We start from the raw sequence: 20558 nt of genomic DNA, 5'->3' as shown, positions 1-20558 counted from the left end.
TCAAACTGTATAGAATATTTAAGCCACAAATATGGATTATCATTCTATGAAGTGATTAAAGAGTGTAGTAAAGAACTAATAAAGAAAGGATTCTCGTAATCACACTGTCAGTCAATAAATTAATATCCAATTGGGTTTAAAAACTTAACAATAATAAGTGGTGATTTATATGGAGTTGATTATAAAGTTATTTGCAAAGTATAGGGAACTTTATGGAGGAGAGATTAAAATAACTATTGATAAAAATGAAATAACACTAAAAGAACTGCTAAATATATTGAATAAAAATTCTATAAACATCAAAGATGATTTTTATCAAGGTAAAGCAATAATCTCTATAAATTGTGATGTTGTGGATTCTGATGATGTTGTTGTTAAGGCATCTGATGAGATTGTTATCTATCCACCAGTTTCAGGAGGATAGAGAAATATTATGAAATATGCAAAAATAGAAAATCACAATCAGAACTTACAAGAAACATCAGTTGGATAATATCCACTTACACATGCTAAGCATAAATCTTTTCTTCCAATTGCTTTTACCAATCCTTCAATACTTAAATAACCAAGTGAATCAGCATTTACATATTTGCAGATTTCTTCGTCTGTTTTGTATGATGCAATTAACTCCTCCTTTGTAGCCATATCTATGCCATAGAAGCATGGAGATATTATTCTTGGAGAACCAATTCTTAAATGTACTTCCTTTGCCCCTGCCTTTTTTAGCATATTTACTATTCTTCTTGATGTCGTTCCCCTAACAATACTGTCATCGACTAAAACTACTTTTTTATCTTTTAATATACTTTTTACTGGGTTTAATTTTAACCTAACTGCTAAATCCCTCTCCTCCTGTGTTGGGAGGATAAAGGTTCTTCCTACATACCTATTCTTTATCAATCCCTCATAGTAGGGAATCTCCAACTCCTCAGAATACCCAAGTGCAAATGTAATCCCTGAATCTGGGACTGGAGAAACGAGGTCTGCATCACATGGATGTTCTTTTGCTAATATCCTCCCAATCTTTCTCCTAACCTCATAGACGCTTATTCCATCAATAATAGAATCAGGTCTTGCAAAATATACGTATTCAAACATGCATGTGGAAACACAGTTGTTATAAATGTAATTATTTACTGGAAGATTTAGTTCTGTATTTACTTCTTCACAAGGTTTTTCAATTTTATAGCAATTAATTTCCCCATTATCAACTATAACGATTTCTCCAGGTTTAATATCCCTAACAAATTCAGCATTAACGGTATCTAATGCACAGTTCTCTGATGCAAAGTATATGCAATTTTCATCCCTTCCTATGCATAGTGGTTTAAAGCCATTTGGATCCCTAACTGCTATGAGTTTATCGTTGAACATTATCAACAAGGAATAAGCCCCAATCAACTTTTTTGCTGTATTTTTTATTGCCTCTATAATATCTTCAGTTTTTAACAACTCTCTAACAAGGAGTTGTGCAATAACCTCTGAATCTGTTGATGAGATGAATATATGTCCCATTTTTTCCAATTCTCTCTTTAAAATAGTTGAGTTTACAATATCTCCATTATGTGCTATTGCTATTGGACCAAATGAACTCTTAACAACAAATGGTTGGCAGTTTTCAATTGTGCTATCTCCTGTTGTTGAATATCTTACATGTCCAATACCTATATGCCCGTATAAAGATTGGAGTTCGTTGTTTGTAAATACCTCAGATACAAGGCCTATGCCTTTATAGTGGTGGAATCCTCTCCCATCACTTGTTGCAATACCTGCTCCTTCTTGTCCTCTATGTTGCAAAGCGAATAATCCATAGTATATCCTTTTTGCGACATTTATCCTTTCGTTGGAATAAATACCAAATATCCCGCACATGATATCACAAATAATTTTTTAATTTAAATTATAAATCAATTAATATAAATAAATTTAGTAAAATAAGAATCTTATTTTAAATTAATTTTATTAAAAGAGAAAAATAGGTTTATTTCAATCTTTGTCCATTTACTTTTTTCCACTGCCATGAGTATCTTTTTATTCTTTTACTTCTTCCAAATCCACATGCTGCACAAACTTTCTTTCTTATGTGATATGCCCTTCTTCCACATCTTCTGCATCTTATGTGAAGGGAACCTTTGTTTTTTCTACCTTGTGAAGGGGTACCTTTAGACATTTCTCTCACCGTGTTTATTTTTGTTTGTAATCATAATACGTCATACATTATTTTTATAATTTTTGGACAAAGGGAAGATATCTTCAGGACACCACTATTAAATGGTGGAAGTTATATTTAAAATATTCGCTTATCTGTCACAAATTTATCATAATTGGTTATCTTTTTATAAATTTTTTCACTCAGCCATTCCTTTTTTATGTATTTGTCATAGACAGGCAATCTCATCTTTAATTTAAAGCCCAACTCCTCAGTAAATCTTCTTAATTCCTCAATTTCTGGCCATGGGCTTTCTGGATTTACGTAGTCTTTCGTCAGTGGGGAAACTCCCCCCCAATCATCAATTCCAGATAACAAAAACAACTGCCCTGTTTCTTTGTTTAAATTTGGTGGAACTTGGATTGAAATATAATTTAGCATCAACTTTGCTAATATTATTACCTTTAGCATCTTTATTGGTGAAGGTTCTTCAAAATTCTCCATAGGAATACCCTTTTTAGTTCTAAAATTTTGGATTATAACTTCTTGAATGTGCCCATATTTTTCATGAATCTCCTTAATCTTTAATATAGAATCTACAATCTCCTCATTAGTTTCTCCAATTCCAATTAATATTCCAGTAGTAAATGGAATCTTCAACTTTCCCGCGTTTTCAATCATCTCAATCCTTAATTTTGGTTCTTTACCCGGACTTTCTTTATGGGCAGTAGTTTTCATCAACCTCTCACTAACGTTTTCAAGCATTAATCCCATTGAGGCATTAACCTCCCTAAGCATTTTTAATTCATCATAAGTTAAAATTCCGCAATTTGTGTGGGGGAGGAGGTTTGTGTTGTTTAAGCACCAGTCCTCTAAATCATACAGATACTCCAAAATTCCGGAATATCCCATTTTTTTTAACTCCTCCTTTATCTTTGGATTCTCATCAACCCTCTCCCCAAATGTAAACAATGCCTCTCTACAGCCGAGTTCATCCCCCTTTAATAAAATTTCTCTAACCTCTTCTTTTTTCATAAGTTTTGGATTGTCATTTCTGAAAATACAATATCCACATTTGTTTCTACACCAATTACACAATGGAATAAAGACATTTTTTGAGTAAGTTATGTATTTTTCTTTGTCTTCCAATTCATTTATCAAATTTAATTTTTCCAAAATATCTTTTGGTGAGTTAGAGTTTAAGAATGCTATTGCCTCTTCCCTACTTACCATAATAATCCCCTTAAATTAAAAATTTAAATTGCATCAAAAAATCGTAAAAAATTAAAAAAGGTATTAATAATTTACATTAAATCTCACTTATCAAATCCCTTATTGCCTTTTCAATATCCTTTGCCTTAACTACACCAGATGCAAGTAAAACCCCATCTGTTCCAAGTTCCAACGCTGCTTTCACATCACTTCCAGTTGATATTCCAGCACCGCAGAGGATTTTGACATCCTTGTTTATCTTTCTGACCTCTTTAACTGTCCCTTCAACAATATCAGGGTTTGCTTTGGAAACTGGAATTCCAGTTCCAATCAATTCTGGTGGTTCTATGGCAATATAATTTGGATTTAATGCTGCAACCGCCTTTGATACATTTATGTTGTTGGTGCAAACAATGGTCTCAAGGCCTAAATTCTTTGCAATTTCTATAACTTTATCAATATCTGATAGAAGTATATTTCTTTCTGAATGGTTTAATAGGGTTCCTTTAACACCACAATCCTTAATAGACTCTGCCAATATATGTCCTGTATGACTTCCAGGACTTATGGCATCAATGTGCTGAGCATATACAGGAATATTTACACTCTCAGTAATCATCCTCAAATCTACAAATTGAGGAGCAACACCAATTGTTATACCACTTTCTTCTGAAACCTTCTCAGCAATTTTCGCTATCTCTAATCCCCTCTTCCCTATACTTTCCATATATGTTTTGTAGTTGATAATTATAACTGGTTTCATCATTTCACCAGGGTGATGTTTTTGGAAAAAGTTGTTGTAGAGATAAATGGATATTTTGTTGGTTTTATATTTAAAGATGATGTATTGGTTAGAAATACCATCCCACTATCCAGGGATGAAATCAATAAGTTCTTTTCCTGGGAAAAAATATCCAATAAAAAGCACCACATAAAAATGGCAAAATGCATTTTGAGGTTATACTTTGGGAAGATGTTGGATAGCGAGGTTAGAGAATTGATAGATTATAGTTTGGATGTTACCCCATTCACAAAAAAAGTTTTGGATGTTGTTAAAAACATCCCCTATGGAAGTGTCAAAACTTATGGAGAAATTGCAAAAGAACTCAAAACATCCCCAAGAGCCGTTGGAAGATCTATGAATAAAAACCCCCTTCCATTGGTTATTCCATGCCACAGAGTTGTTGGAAAAGATAACATCGGTGGATATAGTTATGGAATAACACATAAAATAAATATTTTAAAAAATGAAGGTGTTATAACCAATTTGAAATAAACTTGGTTACAGTTCCTTCAATCACAGCGGCAATAACAAACAACAATATTGACACAAAAAATATTCTTAATGAATCCCTTAAATCCCCTCTTCTATATTCAAAGTATTTTTTTAATGGTTTTATTTTAGTTTTTGAGATTATTAGGCATAAAATTCCCCTAAACAATATCAAACCACTTGATGCGGAAAGTATCAATGCAGGAATCTCAAAGATTCCATGGGGAAGGACAAGTAAACAGAACTTCAAAGGATCTGAAATGTAAAGGACGTAAGATAGTAAGAAAGCATTTGTAATTAAAATAAATATTGACATAACCATTCCAAGGTAGTTGATAACTGCAACTGAGAGGTTATTGAATAATATAATGGCGATTAAAATTGATGATGAAGTTTCTTTTGAAATTCCGAATGAACTCACTCTATTTTTAAAATTACCATATATTAGTTCTCCAAAATATTTCAAAAGTTCGGATTGATGCATTAGAACATACGACAACACAAAAACAAAGAAAAATGTAAATCCTGTAAAGTATATGGTATTTTTATGCCTCTTTAATGCATCCATAATTTCCAGTACTTCATAAACTGCCCTACTCATAAAAATTCACCATTATCTTCCTAATTCAGAATGTGCCTTTGCCAAATGTCCTGCTGCTAACGCTCCAAGCAAGGAAAGTTCTCCTGCTAAAACAGTTCCCCCAACAATCTCAGCAAACTTTAATGCCTTATCACTTCCATAACACCCGAGTATTTCAAGGCATTCTCTCTGCGCTTCCACCCTCGTTCCTCCACCAACAGTCCCAATTGGAACATCAGGAAGAGTTACTGAAAAATAAAGCCCCTCTTCTGTTGCCTCAGCAACTGTTATCCCCAAACTACCCTCAACAATATGTGCTTCATCCTGCCCTGTTGCTAAAAATATCGCCCCAATAATATTTGCATAGTGTGCATTGAACCCCATTGAATTACTAATTGCTGAACCGATAAGATTCTTATACATATTCACTTCTTCTATTGCCTTTGATGTTGTTTTTAGATACTTTTTAACATATTCCTCCTTTAAAAACACCTCTGCAATAATACTCTTCCCTCTTCCTTCAATTAAATTAATTCCAGATGGTTTTTTATCCACACAGGCATTTCCACTCAAAGCAACGGTATGAACTTTTATTCCTTCTTTTTTTAATTCTTCCTCAATAAAGTTGCAAGCCTTTTCTGTTGCAATTGTAACCATATTCATTCCCATAGCGTCTCCAGTTTTATAAACGAACCTTGGATAAACATACCTCCCAACAATGAGTATTGGATTTATATCGATTAATTTTCCATGCCTTGTTGTGGATTCTGCAACCTCTTTTATTTTCTCAAAGTTCTCTTTTATCCACTCTTTTAATTTTATTGCATCAACAACGGAGTTTGTTTTTATTACCGGGGCTCTTGTCATCTTATCATCTATAATTCTGACAGTCGCTCCCCCGCACTTTGTTATAACTGAGCATCCTCTATTAACAGATGCCACCAAAGCCCCTTCTGTTGTAGCCAATGGGATGTAAAACTCTCCTTTTGCATACTCCCCATTAATCTTTAATGGTCCAGCAAAACCTAATGGTATTTGAATAGCCCCAATCATATTCTCTATGTTCTTTTTCATTGCCATTTCTTCATCTATTGAGTATTTGTCTATATGGCTAAATGTTGTGTTTGTTACCTTTTCAATAAATTTCCTCCTTAATTCTGTTGCCTTCTTTGCATCAAACATACCTTCAAGTTGGTAAGGTTTTATTTCACCTTTAATCATTTTCTCTACAATTTCATCATTATTCTTTGGCATTTTATCACCATATCTTTTTCATTTCTTTAATGAATTCTAAATGTCATTCATAAGTACCATAAGGATATGTTTTTATATTCCTTTTAGACGTTATGTTTGTTATTTTCACACATTTCTTTAACAATCTCATCAACAGACAAATCCTTTCCATTAAAATACCTATCTTCAACAGCACTTACAAAATCATAGATAATTCTTTTAGAAAATGCCTTTGAAAAGTCCTCTAAAATCTCTTCTGGACTTTTATTTTTGTTTTTTAGTATACTAATTGCCTTTTTTACTTCCTTTCTTCTGATGTTTTCAATGTGTGTTGAGAGATTCTTTATAAAATCCTGAACCTCAAGTTTTTTAATTTGCTTCTTTAAATTTTCAAACTCATCCATTATAATTTTTTCAACCTTTGGAATTTCCATCTTCCTCTTCTTTAAATTTTCCTCAGAGATTAGTTTTAAGTCATCAATTGTAAAGAGTTTTATGTTTGGGAGTTCCTTAACACTATCATCAACATCCCTTGGATTTGCAATATCAATAACAACGGTTTCTCCAACATCCACCAAATCTTCCTTAGTCAAAATATGGTGAGGGGCCCCAGTGGCACTTATAACAATATCTGCATATTTCAATGCCTCTCTTAACTTATCAAAATGTATTGCAATACCCCTCAACTCTCTTGCCAAACATTCTGCTCTCTCATAAGTTCTATTTGCTATAATAATGGCTTTTATGTGCCTCTCTTTTAATGCCTTAGCCACAAGTGTCCCAATTTCCCCAGCACCGATTAGTAGGACGTTCTTATTTTTTAATCCAAAGATCTTCTCTGCCAACTCAACTGCAGCACTTCCAATTGAAACCCCACCAACATTTATTTTTGTCTCATTCCTCACTCTCTGACCAACATGTATTGCCTTTAAAAAAATCGTATCAAGGAATTTCGTTGTTTTTTTTAGTTTCTTTGCCTTTAAATAACTTTTTTTAATTTGCCCGAGTATTTGGTCTTCTCCAACAATCATTGACTCTAAACCAGATGCCAACCTTAAAAGATGGAGTATCGCCCCATCACCTTCCAAAATGTCAAATTTATCAATGTTAATATCTATTTTATCAAGATTTTCAACATCAAAATACATCTCAACCCTATTACAAGTTTGTAACAAAATACATCTATCAAATCTCCCATAAAACTCATCCTCATCCATTCTAAGTTTCTCAAGTTCTGATGTAGGGTATTTTTTATAATCTGCCTTGAGTAGGATCATGGAATCACCAATTATCTTTAGCACATTTTTCTCTTTTGTTATATAAACTTCCAAAAATCTTTTTTATGATTAAAATCGTATTTGTCTAATATATTTATAAAAAATTACATTTAAAAGTTTCGAAAGACAACAAAAAAGAAAAGAACCGTCTAAAAATAAAAAAATAAAAAAATTTATTTTACCCTAATAGAATCCAAATTCATTGGAGCCCTTGTCTCCCTTTTAAATAACTTATATGCAGTGCTTGCTAAATCAATACATTTATTTATCTCACCATGAATCATTAAAATTCTTTCTGGCATTGGTTTTAATTTTCTGAGGTATTTTATTAGTTGTTTTCTATCACTGTGTCCAGAGAATCCTTCCAATGTATGTATATCCATTTTTATTGGGATGGATTTTGTTTTTCCATTCTTTGTTGTTATTGGAATCTCTTTCCATCCCTTTTGAACCTTCCTTCCAAGTGTTCCCTCTGCCTGATAACCAACAAATACCAAAGTGTTTTTCTCATCAGGAGCAAGGTTCTTAAAGTACTCAACACTTGGTCCGCCAGTAAGCATTCCAGAGGTTGCTAAAATAATACATGGCTCATCACCATCAATAACCCTTCTTCTTTCATTTGTACTTCCCACTCTTTTAAATACCTCTGATAAGAATGGATTATCCCCTTCGTGGAATATCCTGTTTCTTATAACTTTTGATAAGTATTCTGGATATGCCGTGTGAATTGCAGTTGCTTCCCAAATCATACCATCGAGGTAAACTGGGGCATTGAAGATGCCTTGGTTATATCCTTCCTCAAGAACAAGCATTAACTCCTGTGCCCTACCAACACCAAAGACTGGAATTAAAACCTTTCCTCCTCTTTGCAATGTTTCGGATACAATTTTTAAAAGTTCTTTTTCTGTTTCTTCTTTTTCTGGTAGGATATCATCGTAGGAACCATAAGTTGATTCAATTATTAGTGTTTCCAGCCTTGGGAACTGGCAAACTGCCGGCTCTAATAGCCTTGATGCCTCAAATTTAATATCTCCCGTATAGGCAATGTTATACTGCCCATCTCCAATATGGCAGTGTGCTATTGCTGAACCTAAGATATGTCCAGCGTTGTGAAGGGTTAATTTTATCGTTGGTGTTATATCAGTTGTAACTCCATAATCTATTGGCATTGTATGCTTTACACAAGTTTTGATGTCTTTTGATGCATATGGGACATCTTTTCCTTCTTTTTCAGCAATATCCAAATAATCCTTAAACAAAAGTGTCATCAAATCCCTTGTAGGCCTTGTACAATAAACAGGACCATCATAACCATACCTAAACAAACCTGGAACAAAACCACAATGGTCTAAGTGGGCATGAGTAATAACAACTGCATCAATCCCTTCAATAGAAAATTCAGGAGCGTCAAAGTGAGGATATGCCCTATCTCCTTCAACAGCAATATTTATTCCACAATCTATTAAGATCCTACTATCTGGTGTTTGTAAATATAGGCAGGTTCTACCAACCTCTCTTGCTCCACCTAAAAAAGAAACTCTAATCCAATAATCATCCCTAATTTTAATATCCCTATGTATTCTCCTCCCAATTCTCCTTAAAATTTCCTTTACATCAGTTCTCTCCCTGTAGAGTGTTGCTCTTATTGCTTTTATTGTTTCTGATGGGATTGGGGGGGTTCTTACTGGCTTAGGAGCCCATCTAATCGCTTTTTTTATCTCTTCTAATGTACTACCTTCTTTTCCAATAACGAGACCTGGTTTTTTTGATTCAATGATAACCTCCCCAGTGTTTGCGTCAAAAATACAGTTTGTGATTTCAGCGTCATCTGGAACAATCTCTAAAATCCTTTTCTTCGCTATTTCAGGATCTAATAAAACAGACGGATCTGGTCTTATGGCAATTCTTTTTTTAAGGTCTCTTGCAAGTTCCTTTATAAAAGAGTTCGTGAATATTTCTGGATTTTTTGCGTAAATTACAACCTCTGGTCCCTCAAATTGAACATCTGTAATAATGGCGTTTCCTGGTGCCCTCTTAATAACTTCCTCTCTTATTTGATTTAATAATTCCTCTGCTGACAAAATAACCATCCTCCTAAAAGTTATGCTTAAAAATTGTCCAAATATAAAATTGATGTTGAAATGGGAAATGACTAAAATCCTTATCAAACATTTGAAAATACTCTTTTGAAATTAAAAAAATATTAAAGAAAAGAAATTTTATAAATCTTTAAAATAAAAAACAATTTTAATTCTTCTTCTTTTTTCTTTTGCTTTTAATCTTCTTTATGATTTTTTCAATCTCTTCATCTTCAAGTATTTTTACTCCTTCTTTATTTACATAAGCGAGGGATATACCATTCCCAGAGAATGCATCCCTTTCCATAGCAGACATAAGTGCCTTAACAGATAAGTTAAGACCGTCTTTTAATAACATGTCTCTACTATATTCCAATTCCAAAACACCATAGGCTGTTGGAGAACCTGAACCAGTTGCTGTAAAGTAACTCTCTTCATTTAACCCTCCAACAGGGTCAAGAGAGAACAACCTTGGTCCATATAAGAAGTCGTAGCCTCCAATAATAAGTTGTGTTAAAAAAGGAAACATTCTACTACCATGCAAAATATTGCTCATCAATGTAGCACATGATAATGGAGGGATATTCTTTCCAGTTCTCATTTTATACAATTTTGCCTCTGCTGAAACATATCTTACAAGTGCCTGAGCGTCCCCGACACTTCCAGCAATGGTCATTGCTATATAATCATCTATCTTATATAACTTTTTCGCTTCTTTATCTGCTATAAGGTTCCCCATTGTTGCTCTCTTGTCTGTTGCTAAGACCACTGCATCATCGCATATTAGCCCTACTGTCGTAGTTCCCTTCATATATTTTGCTCTCTCATCCATTTAGTATCACCAAATAATTTAATAAAAAAATAAAATCCAAAAATAGACAGAATAAAATAGATTAGTATGTTCTTGCAATGGCAATGTATTTATCCCCTTTATATTCAGTTATTCCCAAAACTGACGCTTCAACTTTATCTTCAAGTTCTTCGTTGTAAATACTCTCAACATATGGAATTAATATAACACCCCTCTCTTCACTTAAAATATTTTTTATTTCATCTATTTTACTTTCATTAAATTCAACAATTTTGATAAATGCATCAAATTTTTCCCATGCCCTATTTTTCATATTTTCATTTATAGTATTTAAAGTTTTTTCCATCTCATCTATTAACTCCTCATTATCACCAATTTGGAACTTCTCTTCGATGTCCCTCCTGAATAACGTAATTTTTCCATTTTCAATATCCTTTGGCCCTATTTCAATTCTCAATGGAACTCCCTTTAATTCCCAATCATTGAATTTCCTTCCTGGTCTTATATCCCTATCATCCAAATGAACTCTGAATTTATCCTTCAATAGATTGTAAATTTCTTTTGCCTTATTCATGACTATTTCTTCCTTTCCTTTAAAGATTAATGGCACTATAACAACTTGAATTGGTGCTACAATTGGAGGAAGGCTAAGTCCTTTCTCATCCCCATGGATTGCTATTATTGAGGCAATAACTCTATCGGAGATTCCGTAGCATGTTTGGTATGCGTAATCTTTTCCGCCATCAGGAGTCTCAAATATAATCTCGAAGGTTTTTGCAAAGTTCTGCCCCAAGTTGTGGACTGTTCCTATCTGCATGGTTCTTCCGTCTGGGAAAATTGTGTCGAATGCCATTGTATACTCTGCCCCAGGGAATTTATCCCATTCAGGTCTTTTTGATATTAAGTAAGGAATTCCCAATGCATCAAAGAATTTTTTATAAACCTCTATTGCTTCTTTAACTTGTTCTTCTGCTTCTTCTTTTGTTGCATGTGCAGTGTGTGCCTCTTTAAATGTCATTATCTCTCTTAATCTAATTAATGGTCTTGTATGTTTTGTCTCATATCTAAAGGTATTTACTATTTGATAGAGTTTTATTGGTAAATCAGTATGGACTTTAACCCATAACTTCATCATATGATAAATTGGTGTTTCTGATGTAGGTCTTAACGCTAATTTAACATCTAATGGCGTTTTCCCCCCATGGGTTACCCAATAAACCTCATCTTCAAAGCCTTTTATATGTTCTCCTTCCTTTGCAAGTAAATCTTCTGGAATTAGCATTGGGAATAGAGTTTCATCATGCCCTGTCTCATCTAAGAGTTTTCTTATTATTTCAAAGGCATATCTCCTTATCTTGAATCCATAAGGGAGGTAAACACCACACCCTTTTATTGGGTATCTAACATCATAAATCTCTGCCTTCTCCAAAATCTCGCTATACCATTCTGAAAATTCCATAGCATCACCCTAATAACTTAATAAAAATCTACTTTATAATTACCAATTATCCTAAATAAATTTTAAGATATAAAAATGTACTTGTATATTACTAAATTAAGATCCAATAAATCAAACCCAATTAAATTAAGTAAGTTTATTTTTAGATTTTACACCTTAGAGTTTAGTGTTCAGTATCTCCGAATATGCATTAGGTATGCACAACTGAGTATTATCTATTGGTTTATTTGTATATATGTGCATTCGAATTAATTCATTAATTTTGATAACGAATTCTTTTAAATTCATGGTTTTATAATTCGTATTTTTGTTTTTCCATTGCATTGCAACCCATAGATTGTGAATAATCGCTCTAAGTATAAACAAGAATAATCTTACTTCTAAAATCTTTGATTTCGTTTTTATAGCTATGTTTTTAAGCATTCTGAATCTTGTTTCGATATTCCATCGTTTTTTATACGTTTTTAGATATATTTTTGGTCTTTTGAAATCAATGTTGGTTAAGAAAGTATAATAAACTGTTTTCTTCTCCCCATTTATTATTACCTTCTCTTCTACGATAACTAATTTCGATATAGTTTTATCATTTATAAATTTTTATACTCTTTTTCGAGATAATATTTTATATCATTCTTTGGAACGAAACAGATATAATTACAACCATATCTTTCAAAAATTTTGATTATTTCGAAATTTTTAAACTCCCTATCGGTCAGAACTGTAAGTTTCTTTGGATTTATTTTTAACTCGTTAATGACGAATTCTAAGATTTCCTCAATATATTTTGGGAGGAAATTGTTATGAACTTCGATAATATCGCAATAAACCACCAAACTAAATGCCTTCGTATGTAAAACCGCAGTTATGTATTTGTATGAGCCAGAACCCCCCCCTTTCTTTTCTGTAATTGTGAATTATATCGGAGGATTTTAAGTTTCTTCCATAGTATGCTTCAAAGTGCGTATCCATCGACAGGTAAAATTTGCCTTTTATCTTTTTAAAATCGTCGATTATTGACTTAACGAAATATTTATATGCCTCTTTTATCATAGATATATCTGCGTTCTTTATGTATCGATAGTAAGAATCCACTGAAGGATACCCTAACGTGCTAATCGTTTCTAAGTATGTGTTGCTTTCTATAGCTTTGATGAATCCTTTAGAATAACCTTCAACCCGATAAATCCTCGGCGTAATTTGTAAAGCCTTACCAACAAAACTGTTAAATTCGTTAAAGGATTTTATTATTGTGTGTTTTATCCCCTTCATGATTTCACCTCCATATTTTTTTGATATTAACTATTCGATATTACCAAATATTAAGTTTTCTATTAGTTAGTATGATGTTCGGAGATACTGTAATCTTTAACTGCCTCTTCAAAACTCCACTCTGGTTTATATCCTAAACATTCTTTAGCTTTGGTTAAATCTGCTTCAGTATAATCTTGATAAAACTCTTTATATGGATTATCAAAATACTCTGGTTCATAATCGAAACCTAAAACCTTATTTAGAACCTCAATTATATAATTAAAAGTAACTGCCTTTCCACTACCAACATTTACAATACAGCTTTTCTTAGCATCCATAGCTAACAAATTTGCTTTAACAACATCTTTAACATACACTTGGTCTCTTTTCTGTTCTCCCCATTTAAAAATTCTTGGTCTTTTGCCATCGACCATCTGTTTTGCTAATTGCCAAACCATAGAGGCCATTTTACCCTTATACTGCTCTCTCGGTCCAAAGACATTAAAATACCTTAATCCAACTATATGAGCTTCTGGAAATCTTTCCATATACTTTTTTGCAATACAATCACAAATCCATTTTGAAAAGCCATAGATATTGTTTGGTTTTCCAGCATCATCTTCTTTTTGAGGAGCGGGAGCATTTCCATAAGTTGCTGCTGATGATGCATATATAAACTTAATATCATTTTCAACAGCAAAATCTAAAAACCTCCTAAAACCTTCTGTATTAATTTGCATCATTAATTTTTGGTCTTGAACTGTTGTATCTGTTATCGCCGCTTGATGATAAATAACGTCAACATCTTTAAATCTATTTAAATCAACATTTAAGATACTCTCCGCTATAACATCCCCCTCAAAACCTATAAGGTTTTTAAAATGCCCAGATGAAAAATCATCTAAAACTATAACTTCATAACCTTTATTTTGTAGCTCTAATGCTAAATTAGAGCCAATAAATCCTGCCCCACCAGTGACTAAAACTTTCATTTCATATCACCAAAACTTAGATTTGGTTTATTTAGCCATAGTAAAATACATATTTTAACAATTGTTTATATTTAAAGATTCTTATGACAATTTGTCTAGTTAAATTTTTTTAATAATATTCATTATTATACATTTTATAATAATTAACGGTAGTTCCCATCAAATAGATAAATATATAACTATATGATTATAGATTACTACAAAAAAATATTGAGAGGTGATAACATTATTGAAAAATCCGAAATTCCGAAGATTAAGCGTTTAATAAAACGTATGTGGGCTAAGTTTTACCTGATAGTCGCTAAATATAAATCGCCATACACCCGCAGAGAAAAAATATCTCTCTTGGACTTAATAAGCTTTTCGGTTCTATGTATGATATACTTCAGTGGATGTATAAAAAGGGATATGAATTTTTAATCGAAGAGTTGGGGTTATTTCCGAAAATAAGATACAACAAATTAGTTGAGCGATTAAACAGATATGAAGAACCATTATTCGAAATTCAGAGGGTCTTTTTAAACAAAAACTGTTTGTTATTTATAGATACAATTCCAATTGAAACGAAAGAACTTGTAAGAAAAAGCAGACACGAAAAAAGTGGAAAATCAATGTTAATTAAAAAAGATGGAACAGTCGGATTTAACGCATCAAAAAAACGTTATTATTTCGAATATAAAGCAACTTATATCACCAATGGTTTATATCTAATGCTGATATTTGTAAATCCTGCAAATCAGCACGACTTAGATATTTTAAAAGAAAATTTTAGATGGTTTATTCGAGAATTTATGAACTGTAGTGTAATCGGAGACAAAGGATACATCGATAAAGGTTTTGAAAATTTATTAAGAAATGGAAAAGTTTATTTCGAAGCGATAAAAAGAAAAAACATGATTAAATCGTTTATAGAGAGAACAAAGTATAAAATATTGAATAAGTTGAGAAAAAGCATCGAAACTAACTTCTCAAAGTTAGTTGCGATGTTCCCTAAGCATATTCGAGCTGTAAGCAAAAAAGGTTTAAGCGTTAAGCTCTTACTCTTCACAATCGCTTATAACCTTAAAGTGTTAGATGAAGTTAATTCAATTAAGTAAATATATAAATGTATGATGGGAACTATGATTAATTATTATATAGTTATAGTTTCAAATTTCTGTAGTTTATAAAATCTTCTTGGTTCAGATTCGATAATTGAGAGAATTTCTTTAATCTTTTTTCCCTATCAAAGAATTTCATTCTATTACTCTTTTTATCGCCTTCCAAACCAAAAACGATTGCGGCTTTAAAATTCCTTCAACAGGATTTAAAAACAAAATATTCTTTTTAACTAAAAACTCTCTAATCTTTTTATTTATTGAAATATCTTCAATTTCATAAGTTTCTTTAAACAGCTTTAACACATCAACTATTTTGTTATAAAGCTCTTCATCTTCCTCCTTAACATTCTCTAAAAAGTATTTTAGTTTTTGAATAGCATCTTTTAACATGAACTTTAAAATAACATCCAACTTTTCATATCTTAACTTATCAATAACTTTTATTATTAAGATTGGCTTCCCTCCAACATAGCTATAAAATAAGCTCTTTCTCATCATCAGAGAGTTTTTTATTCAAAATCTCTTCAGATAAAAAATCCATAAATTTTAAAGCATTTTCTTTATCAAAGTCATCAACTAAAATATAATCAACCCTATCATCCAACATCGCCTCATTATAAACTCTCTCTATAAACAAGCTATCAGAACTCAAACAAAAAACATGACATAAATGCAACTCTTTCGTTAAATCAATAAAGTAATTAAACAATTCATAGATTAAAAATCCATTTAATTTTAAATCTCCAATCTTTTGTAAGTTCTTTGGAGCGAAGCGACAAAGATTTTGGAAACCGAAGGTTTCCAAGACATCAATAATAATTATTGGTTGTTTTCCTTCTTTCTTAATCTCCATTAAAACGTTGGTTATATATCTAAAGACGTTTTTAGTGGTTTTTTTCTTTAATAATTCTTCCAAAGTATTTTTTGGAGTTGGGATGCCAAATAATAAAGGAGTATCTTTTAACAAACCCTTTATAACTTCTATTGGCTTTTTATCTCCTTCATACTCTTCAAACAAAACCTCTATAAAGTCATCGTATCTCGATATAAATATCTCTCTTAAATCAAAGTAAAATACAACATACTTATCTTTATCTAATCTATTGTTGATTATTTCATTGATTAAGGCTGTTTTTCCAGAGTTTATAGAGCCGTAGATGAAATAAATTAGGTTTGGTTCAGATTCAATAATTGAAAGAATTTCTTTAATCTCTTTCTCTCTATTGAAGAATTTCATAGTTTCACCTATTTTCTCCCCCATTCATCATCAAACCTTACAATATCATCCTCTCCCAAATACTCTCCAACCTGTATCTCTATAACCTCTAAAGGAATCTTTCCAGGATTTTCTAACCTATGCTTTAAACCACTCCTAACGAAGATACTCTCTCCACTTCTAACAAATTTTTCCTCCCCCTCAATAACAACCCTCGCCATTCCTTTAACAACAACCCAGTGCTCACTCCTATGATGATGGAGTTGATAACTTAACTTCTTTCCAGGCAAAACGGTTATTTTCTTAACCTTATAAAATCTCCCCTCCTCTAAAACCTCATACCATCCCCAAGGCCTATAAACTTTCTTGTGGAATAAAACCCTTTCATCCCCTTTCTGCTTTAAATATTTAACCACATCTTTAACTTTCTGACTTTCCCCCTTATTACAAATTAATAAAGCATCTCTTGTATCAATAATAATTAAATCATCGATTCCAATTAAAGAAACTAATTTTCCACCATGAGTATATACAAGATTATGTTTAGAATTTAAAACGATATTTTCTCCATGGATAATATTTCCATTATCATCTTTATCAAAGACCTCATATATAGCATCAAAACTTCCCAAATCACTCCATTTTATATTTATTGGGATAACTGCCACTCTATCAGATTTTTCCATAATACCATAATCTATTGAAATGTCAGGAACTTTTCTATAAACTTCATTTATATCATCTTCTTTAAACGCCTCATAAACTTCTGGGCAGAGTTTTTTAACCTCTTCTTCAAAAATATCTGTCTTAAATAAAAACATTCCACTATTCCATAAGTATCCTTTTTTTACATATTCTTTTGCAGTTTCTAAATCAGGTTTTTCTTTAAACTCCTCAACCTTATAACCAATATCTAATTTTTCTCCTGGTTTTATATAACCATAACCAGTGTGAGGCTTATTCGGCTTTATTCCAAAAGTTATTAGATAATTATCTGCCAACTTAACTCCTTCTTTAACCGTTTTTATAAATTCATCTTCATCTTTAATCAAATGGTCGGAAGGGAAAACAGCAATAACATCTTTTTCCTTTATAACTTTAACTCCATAATAGATTGCTGGTAGGGTGTTTTTACCTATTGGTTCAATTAGAATATTTTCTTCATTAAAATTATAACCTAATTCTTCTATCTGCCCTAAAACCAAAAACTTATGCTTTTCATTGGTTATTATGAATATATCTTTTATATTTGACAACTTTAAAGTTCTTTCAAATGTTAATTGGAAGAGAGATTTTCCAAGTGCTTTGAATTTTATAAATTGTTTTGGATAATATTCCCTACTTAGAGGAAATAATCTACTCCCTATACCTCCCGCTAAGATGATAGATTTCATCAATTTCACCCAGACATCTTTTCTATTTGAGATTTTTTGTTTTAGGTATTTGGAATACTACCTACAACTCCACCAGAGATTTCTAATAAGGGAATCACCTATCAAAAAACTTCATTTAATCGCATTAAATCTATACTCATAAAGCATCATTAACAAAAACATCAACATAGAAACTACCCCAAATCCAGATATAACACCCCCATACTCATTCAACCTATGCGGAGTTGTACAAACAACATTAGGTAGGACATCCTTAAATTCAAACCCATTACCAACAACCAACTTCGTAGAAAACTCCAAACCAACCCCAACATCTAAAAAAGGATAGAACAGATAAACAGGTCCCCCATCAAAGAAATCTAAGACAAGATGACTCAAAATGTAAATCATTATTATCATCGAGTATTTACAATTAATGGAGTCATTCTTTAAATATTTTTTCCTAAGGAAACTTTCAGTTCCAAATAGCACCAAAAATACCCCAAATTCAACAACAAGAGAATGCAATAATGGAGTCCCAATAAACTTATCCAAATCAGGAAACAGTGTAAATGGAATTAGGAAAACGTATTCCTTTTTAAGTTCTCTGATAGCAAATAAAAATATTAATGGAATAAAAACGTGAGTTAAGATATCCATTTTCCCCCTCATTTTTAAAACACTAATTACTGATAGTGTGATTTAAAACTATTGTGGTATCCCGAAATTATTAAATACTTAGTTTCTTTTAATCGTATAAATAATTACTGATTTTGAGGATTTAAAGAAAATAATATTTGTTGTAAATACTATAGATTTAAAACATTAGGTTTAAAATCTGAATAACAAAAGTGATACTATGGACAAAGAAATTTACAAACTTATTTATGACCTAAGCCCACGATTTAAAAGAAAAACTTTGGGGGAACTTTTAAATGAAGAAAAACCCTATATTATTGTAAATGGTAAAAGACATAGGATTAAAAAGAGGGAACTTTTAAAATTAAAAGAAATTGCCAGTGAGAATTTGGAGATACCAATAGTTTTAGAGGTTGATGCTTCATTAGAGAGTGGGACTATAAAAGTTTCAGGAAAAGAGGCAGTTAAAGTTGTATCAAAGATACTTGGGAGAGAATATAATCCATTTTCAGAGGAGGATGTTTTATATATCTACAAACCAGAACTTAGAATTTTAAGGAGAGAACTGCCAACAACAACACAGTTATTATTTAGGTTATCTATGTATTAATGTGGGTGATTTTATGCTAAAAAGGAAGAAATATTATGGTAGAGACCCCATAAAAAAAATTATGAGTGATCCGAAGAAAAGAGAAAAAATATATAAAATGCTATTTATACTAAATATATGGGTTTGGTTTTCAATGTTTCTTGGGGCAATTATTTTTATAATTCTGATGTATTATCATTTTAAAGGGTGATACTATGAACGAGTATGTGATATATTTCACGCTACTCTCATTAATATTTGGGGCATTGGCATCTTTAAAGTTATCATTTAAGAAGAATACTGCCAATGTTCTTGTTGGGGAAGGGTTGTTGGCAGTTATAGTTGCAACATTTATAGTTGTTGTGTCAACCCATTATGGAATCTCATTTGGGGAGACTATAGCACTCTTATTACTTGTTAGCGGTCCAATTGGAACAATAGCATTCTCAAAAATTATGATAAAAAAAAGTAATTCAAATAGTTAATGTTATTTTTAAATTTTTGGTGGGATTATGAATAAGGATGATATATTTGTTGTTATTCCCGCGTATAATGAGGAAAAAATGATTGGAAACACATTGAGGGCTCTAAAGAATGAAGGTTATAAAAATATCATTGTTGTGGATGATGGATCTAAGGATAAAACCTCAGAAATTGCAGAAAAAGAAAATGTAATAGTTTGTAGGCATATATTAAATAGGGGTTTGGGAGGAGCATTAGGAACTGGAATAAAATGTGCTTTGTTATATAAACCAAAAATTATTGTTACATTTGATGCTGATGGACAGCATGACCCAAAGGATATTGAAAAAGTTGCAAAACCTATTTTAGAGGATATCTATGACGTTGTTGTGGGAAGTAGGTTGATGGATAAAAATGAAGTAAAAAATATGCCATTAATTAAAAGGATTGGAAATTGGGGGTTAAACTTTATAACCTACCTAATGGGGGGTTATTTTGTAACAGACAGCCAAAGTGGATTGAGGGCGTTCTCTTATGAGGCGGCAAAAAAGATAGTCAATGACTTAAAAAGCAATAGATATGAGGTTTCATCTGAATTTATTGTATTATTTAAAAAGCATAATTTGAAATTTAAAGAAGTACCAATAAAAACCATTTATACTGAATACTCAATGTCAAGGGGGACTAATGTTAAAACAGGATTTAAAATTTTATTTAAGTTGATTATACAGAAGATTACATGATTTAGTTTACTGACAGTGTGATTACGAGAATCCTTTCTTTATTAGTTCTTTACTACACTCTTTAATCACTTCATAGAATGATAATCCATATTTGTGGCTTAAATATTCTATACAGTTTGAT

The 20558-nt window shown here is 31.8% G+C and carries 23 protein-coding genes and 1 pseudogene; 7 read left to right on the top strand and 17 right to left on the bottom strand.

Annotated features, from left to right (window positions below; genetic code table 11):
• The first annotated feature begins 169 nt into the window (after window positions 1-169).
• Window positions 170-424: a MoaD/ThiS family protein gene (locus METFODRAFT_RS06480; RefSeq protein ID WP_007044761.1), complete on the top strand. Its 255-nt coding sequence runs from the start codon at window positions 170-172 to the stop codon at window positions 422-424.
• Window positions 425-462: 38 nt separating this feature from the next.
• On the opposite strand, the gene purF is transcribed toward METFODRAFT_RS06480, so the two are convergent.
• The 4 genes from purF to tpiA form a co-directional block, all read right to left on the bottom strand.
• The gene (gene purF / locus METFODRAFT_RS06475; RefSeq protein WP_007044760.1) at window positions 463-1872 is read right to left on the bottom strand and encodes an amidophosphoribosyltransferase; all 1410 of its coding nucleotides are present in this window, start codon (window positions 1870-1872) and stop codon (window positions 463-465) included.
• Window positions 1873-1981: 109 nt separating this feature from the next.
• Complete coding sequence (locus tag METFODRAFT_RS06470; RefSeq protein ID WP_007044759.1) at window positions 1982-2170, bottom strand: 50S ribosomal protein L37e; 189 nt, start codon at window positions 2168-2170, stop codon at window positions 1982-1984.
• A 117-nt stretch (window positions 2171-2287) separates the two neighbouring features.
• Window positions 2288-3382, bottom strand: a complete 1095-nt coding sequence (cofG, locus tag METFODRAFT_RS06465; RefSeq protein WP_007044758.1) for a 7,8-didemethyl-8-hydroxy-5-deazariboflavin synthase subunit CofG — start codon at window positions 3380-3382, stop codon at window positions 2288-2290.
• 76 nt (window positions 3383-3458) lie between these two features.
• Window positions 3459-4124 carry a triose-phosphate isomerase gene (tpiA, locus tag METFODRAFT_RS06460; protein ID WP_007044757.1) on the bottom strand — a complete coding sequence of 222 codons (666 nt, stop codon included), beginning with the start codon at window positions 4122-4124 and terminating at the stop codon, window positions 3459-3461.
• Window positions 4125-4139: 15 nt separating this feature from the next.
• On the opposite strand from tpiA, the gene METFODRAFT_RS06455 reads away from it, so the two are divergent.
• The gene (locus METFODRAFT_RS06455) at window positions 4140-4637 is read left to right on the top strand and encodes an MGMT family protein (RefSeq protein ID WP_007044756.1); all 498 of its coding nucleotides are present in this window, start codon (window positions 4140-4142) and stop codon (window positions 4635-4637) included.
• Here METFODRAFT_RS06455 and METFODRAFT_RS06450 read toward each other — a convergent pair.
• The 10 genes from METFODRAFT_RS06450 to rfaD all read right to left on the bottom strand — a co-directional run bounded on the left by METFODRAFT_RS06450 (window position 4618) and on the right by rfaD (window position 14315).
• The gene (locus tag METFODRAFT_RS06450) at window positions 4618-5235 is read right to left on the bottom strand and encodes a stage II sporulation protein M (RefSeq protein ID WP_007044755.1); all 618 of its coding nucleotides are present in this window, start codon (window positions 5233-5235) and stop codon (window positions 4618-4620) included. The two genes, METFODRAFT_RS06455 and METFODRAFT_RS06450, sit on opposite strands and share 20 nt — an antisense overlap.
• 12 nt (window positions 5236-5247) lie before the next feature.
• Complete coding sequence (hmgA, locus tag METFODRAFT_RS06445; protein WP_007044754.1) at window positions 5248-6468, bottom strand: hydroxymethylglutaryl-CoA reductase (NADPH); 1221 nt, start codon at window positions 6466-6468, stop codon at window positions 5248-5250.
• Between the two features lie 83 nt (window positions 6469-6551).
• Window positions 6552-7724 carry a glutamyl-tRNA reductase gene (hemA, locus tag METFODRAFT_RS06440; RefSeq protein ID WP_048115696.1) on the bottom strand — a complete coding sequence of 391 codons (1173 nt, stop codon included), beginning with the start codon at window positions 7722-7724 and terminating at the stop codon, window positions 6552-6554.
• A 173-nt stretch (window positions 7725-7897) separates the two neighbouring features.
• A complete protein-coding gene (locus METFODRAFT_RS06435) occupies window positions 7898-9805 on the bottom strand; it encodes a beta-CASP ribonuclease aCPSF1 (protein ID WP_007044752.1) in 1908 nt (635 codons plus the stop codon).
• Window positions 9806-9971: 166 nt separating this feature from the next.
• Window positions 9972-10634, bottom strand: a complete 663-nt coding sequence (psmB, locus tag METFODRAFT_RS06430) for an archaeal proteasome endopeptidase complex subunit beta (RefSeq protein ID WP_007044751.1) — start codon at window positions 10632-10634, stop codon at window positions 9972-9974.
• A gap of 61 nt (window positions 10635-10695) precedes the next feature.
• Window positions 10696-12072 carry a proline--tRNA ligase gene (gene proS / locus METFODRAFT_RS06425; RefSeq protein ID WP_007044750.1) on the bottom strand — a complete coding sequence of 459 codons (1377 nt, stop codon included), beginning with the start codon at window positions 12070-12072 and terminating at the stop codon, window positions 10696-10698.
• Between the two features lie 156 nt (window positions 12073-12228).
• Entirely contained in the window at window positions 12229-12495 is a 267-nt protein-coding gene (locus METFODRAFT_RS11890; protein WP_007044749.1) for a hypothetical protein, read from the bottom strand.
• 164 nt (window positions 12496-12659) lie between these two features.
• A complete protein-coding gene (locus METFODRAFT_RS11525; RefSeq protein ID WP_007044748.1) occupies window positions 12660-12905 on the bottom strand; it encodes a hypothetical protein in 246 nt (81 codons plus the stop codon).
• Between the two features lies 1 nt (window position 12906).
• Window positions 12907-13341, bottom strand: coding sequence for a hypothetical protein (locus tag METFODRAFT_RS11520; RefSeq protein WP_007044747.1), 435 nt, complete (start codon window positions 13339-13341; stop codon window positions 12907-12909).
• Between the two features lie 62 nt (window positions 13342-13403).
• A complete protein-coding gene (rfaD, locus tag METFODRAFT_RS06405) occupies window positions 13404-14315 on the bottom strand; it encodes an ADP-glyceromanno-heptose 6-epimerase (RefSeq protein WP_007044746.1) in 912 nt (303 codons plus the stop codon).
• Between the two features lie 371 nt (window positions 14316-14686).
• On the opposite strand from rfaD, the gene METFODRAFT_RS09725 reads away from it, so the two are divergent.
• On the top strand, window positions 14687-15412 hold the full coding sequence (locus METFODRAFT_RS09725; RefSeq protein WP_007044744.1) for a transposase: 726 nt from the start codon (window positions 14687-14689) through the stop codon (window positions 15410-15412).
• 138 nt (window positions 15413-15550) lie between these two features.
• On the opposite strand, the pseudogene METFODRAFT_RS06390 reads toward METFODRAFT_RS09725, so the two are convergent.
• From METFODRAFT_RS06390 to METFODRAFT_RS06380, 3 genes and pseudogenes are all read right to left on the bottom strand, one after another.
• Window positions 15551-16652 (bottom strand): annotated as a pseudogene (locus tag METFODRAFT_RS06390) (ATP-binding protein).
• An 8-nt stretch (window positions 16653-16660) separates the two neighbouring features.
• Window positions 16661-18025, bottom strand: coding sequence for a mannose-1-phosphate guanylyltransferase/mannose-6-phosphate isomerase (locus METFODRAFT_RS06385; protein WP_007044741.1), 1365 nt, complete (start codon window positions 18023-18025; stop codon window positions 16661-16663).
• 111 nt (window positions 18026-18136) lie between these two features.
• Window positions 18137-18664, bottom strand: coding sequence for a metal-dependent hydrolase (locus tag METFODRAFT_RS06380; RefSeq protein ID WP_007044740.1), 528 nt, complete (start codon window positions 18662-18664; stop codon window positions 18137-18139).
• A 199-nt stretch (window positions 18665-18863) separates the two neighbouring features.
• On the opposite strand from METFODRAFT_RS06380, the gene METFODRAFT_RS06375 reads away from it, so the two are divergent.
• Genes METFODRAFT_RS06375 through METFODRAFT_RS06365 form a run of 4 tightly spaced genes read left to right on the top strand, consistent with a single transcriptional unit; the run spans window position 18864 to window position 20437 of the window.
• The gene (locus tag METFODRAFT_RS06375; RefSeq protein WP_007044739.1) at window positions 18864-19253 is read left to right on the top strand and encodes a DUF61 family protein; all 390 of its coding nucleotides are present in this window, start codon (window positions 18864-18866) and stop codon (window positions 19251-19253) included.
• 13 nt (window positions 19254-19266) lie between these two features.
• Window positions 19267-19443, top strand: coding sequence for a hypothetical protein (locus METFODRAFT_RS11050; RefSeq protein ID WP_173361564.1), 177 nt, complete (start codon window positions 19267-19269; stop codon window positions 19441-19443).
• Between the two features lie 4 nt (window positions 19444-19447).
• On the top strand, window positions 19448-19717 hold the full coding sequence (locus tag METFODRAFT_RS06370; protein WP_007044738.1) for a hypothetical protein: 270 nt from the start codon (window positions 19448-19450) through the stop codon (window positions 19715-19717).
• Window positions 19718-19744: 27 nt separating this feature from the next.
• Entirely contained in the window at window positions 19745-20437 is a 693-nt protein-coding gene (locus tag METFODRAFT_RS06365) for a glycosyltransferase family 2 protein (RefSeq protein ID WP_007044737.1), read from the top strand.
• Window positions 20438-20558: the final 121 nt, after the last annotated feature.

The organism is Methanotorris formicicus Mc-S-70 (genome assembly GCF_000243455.1).
In the GTDB taxonomy this organism is placed as follows: Archaea; AGJL01; Methanococci; order Methanococcales; family Methanococcaceae; genus Methanotorris; species Methanotorris formicicus.
The sequence above is the reverse complement of the archived record's forward strand: the minus strand, read 5'-3'. Positions and strand labels throughout refer to the sequence as shown.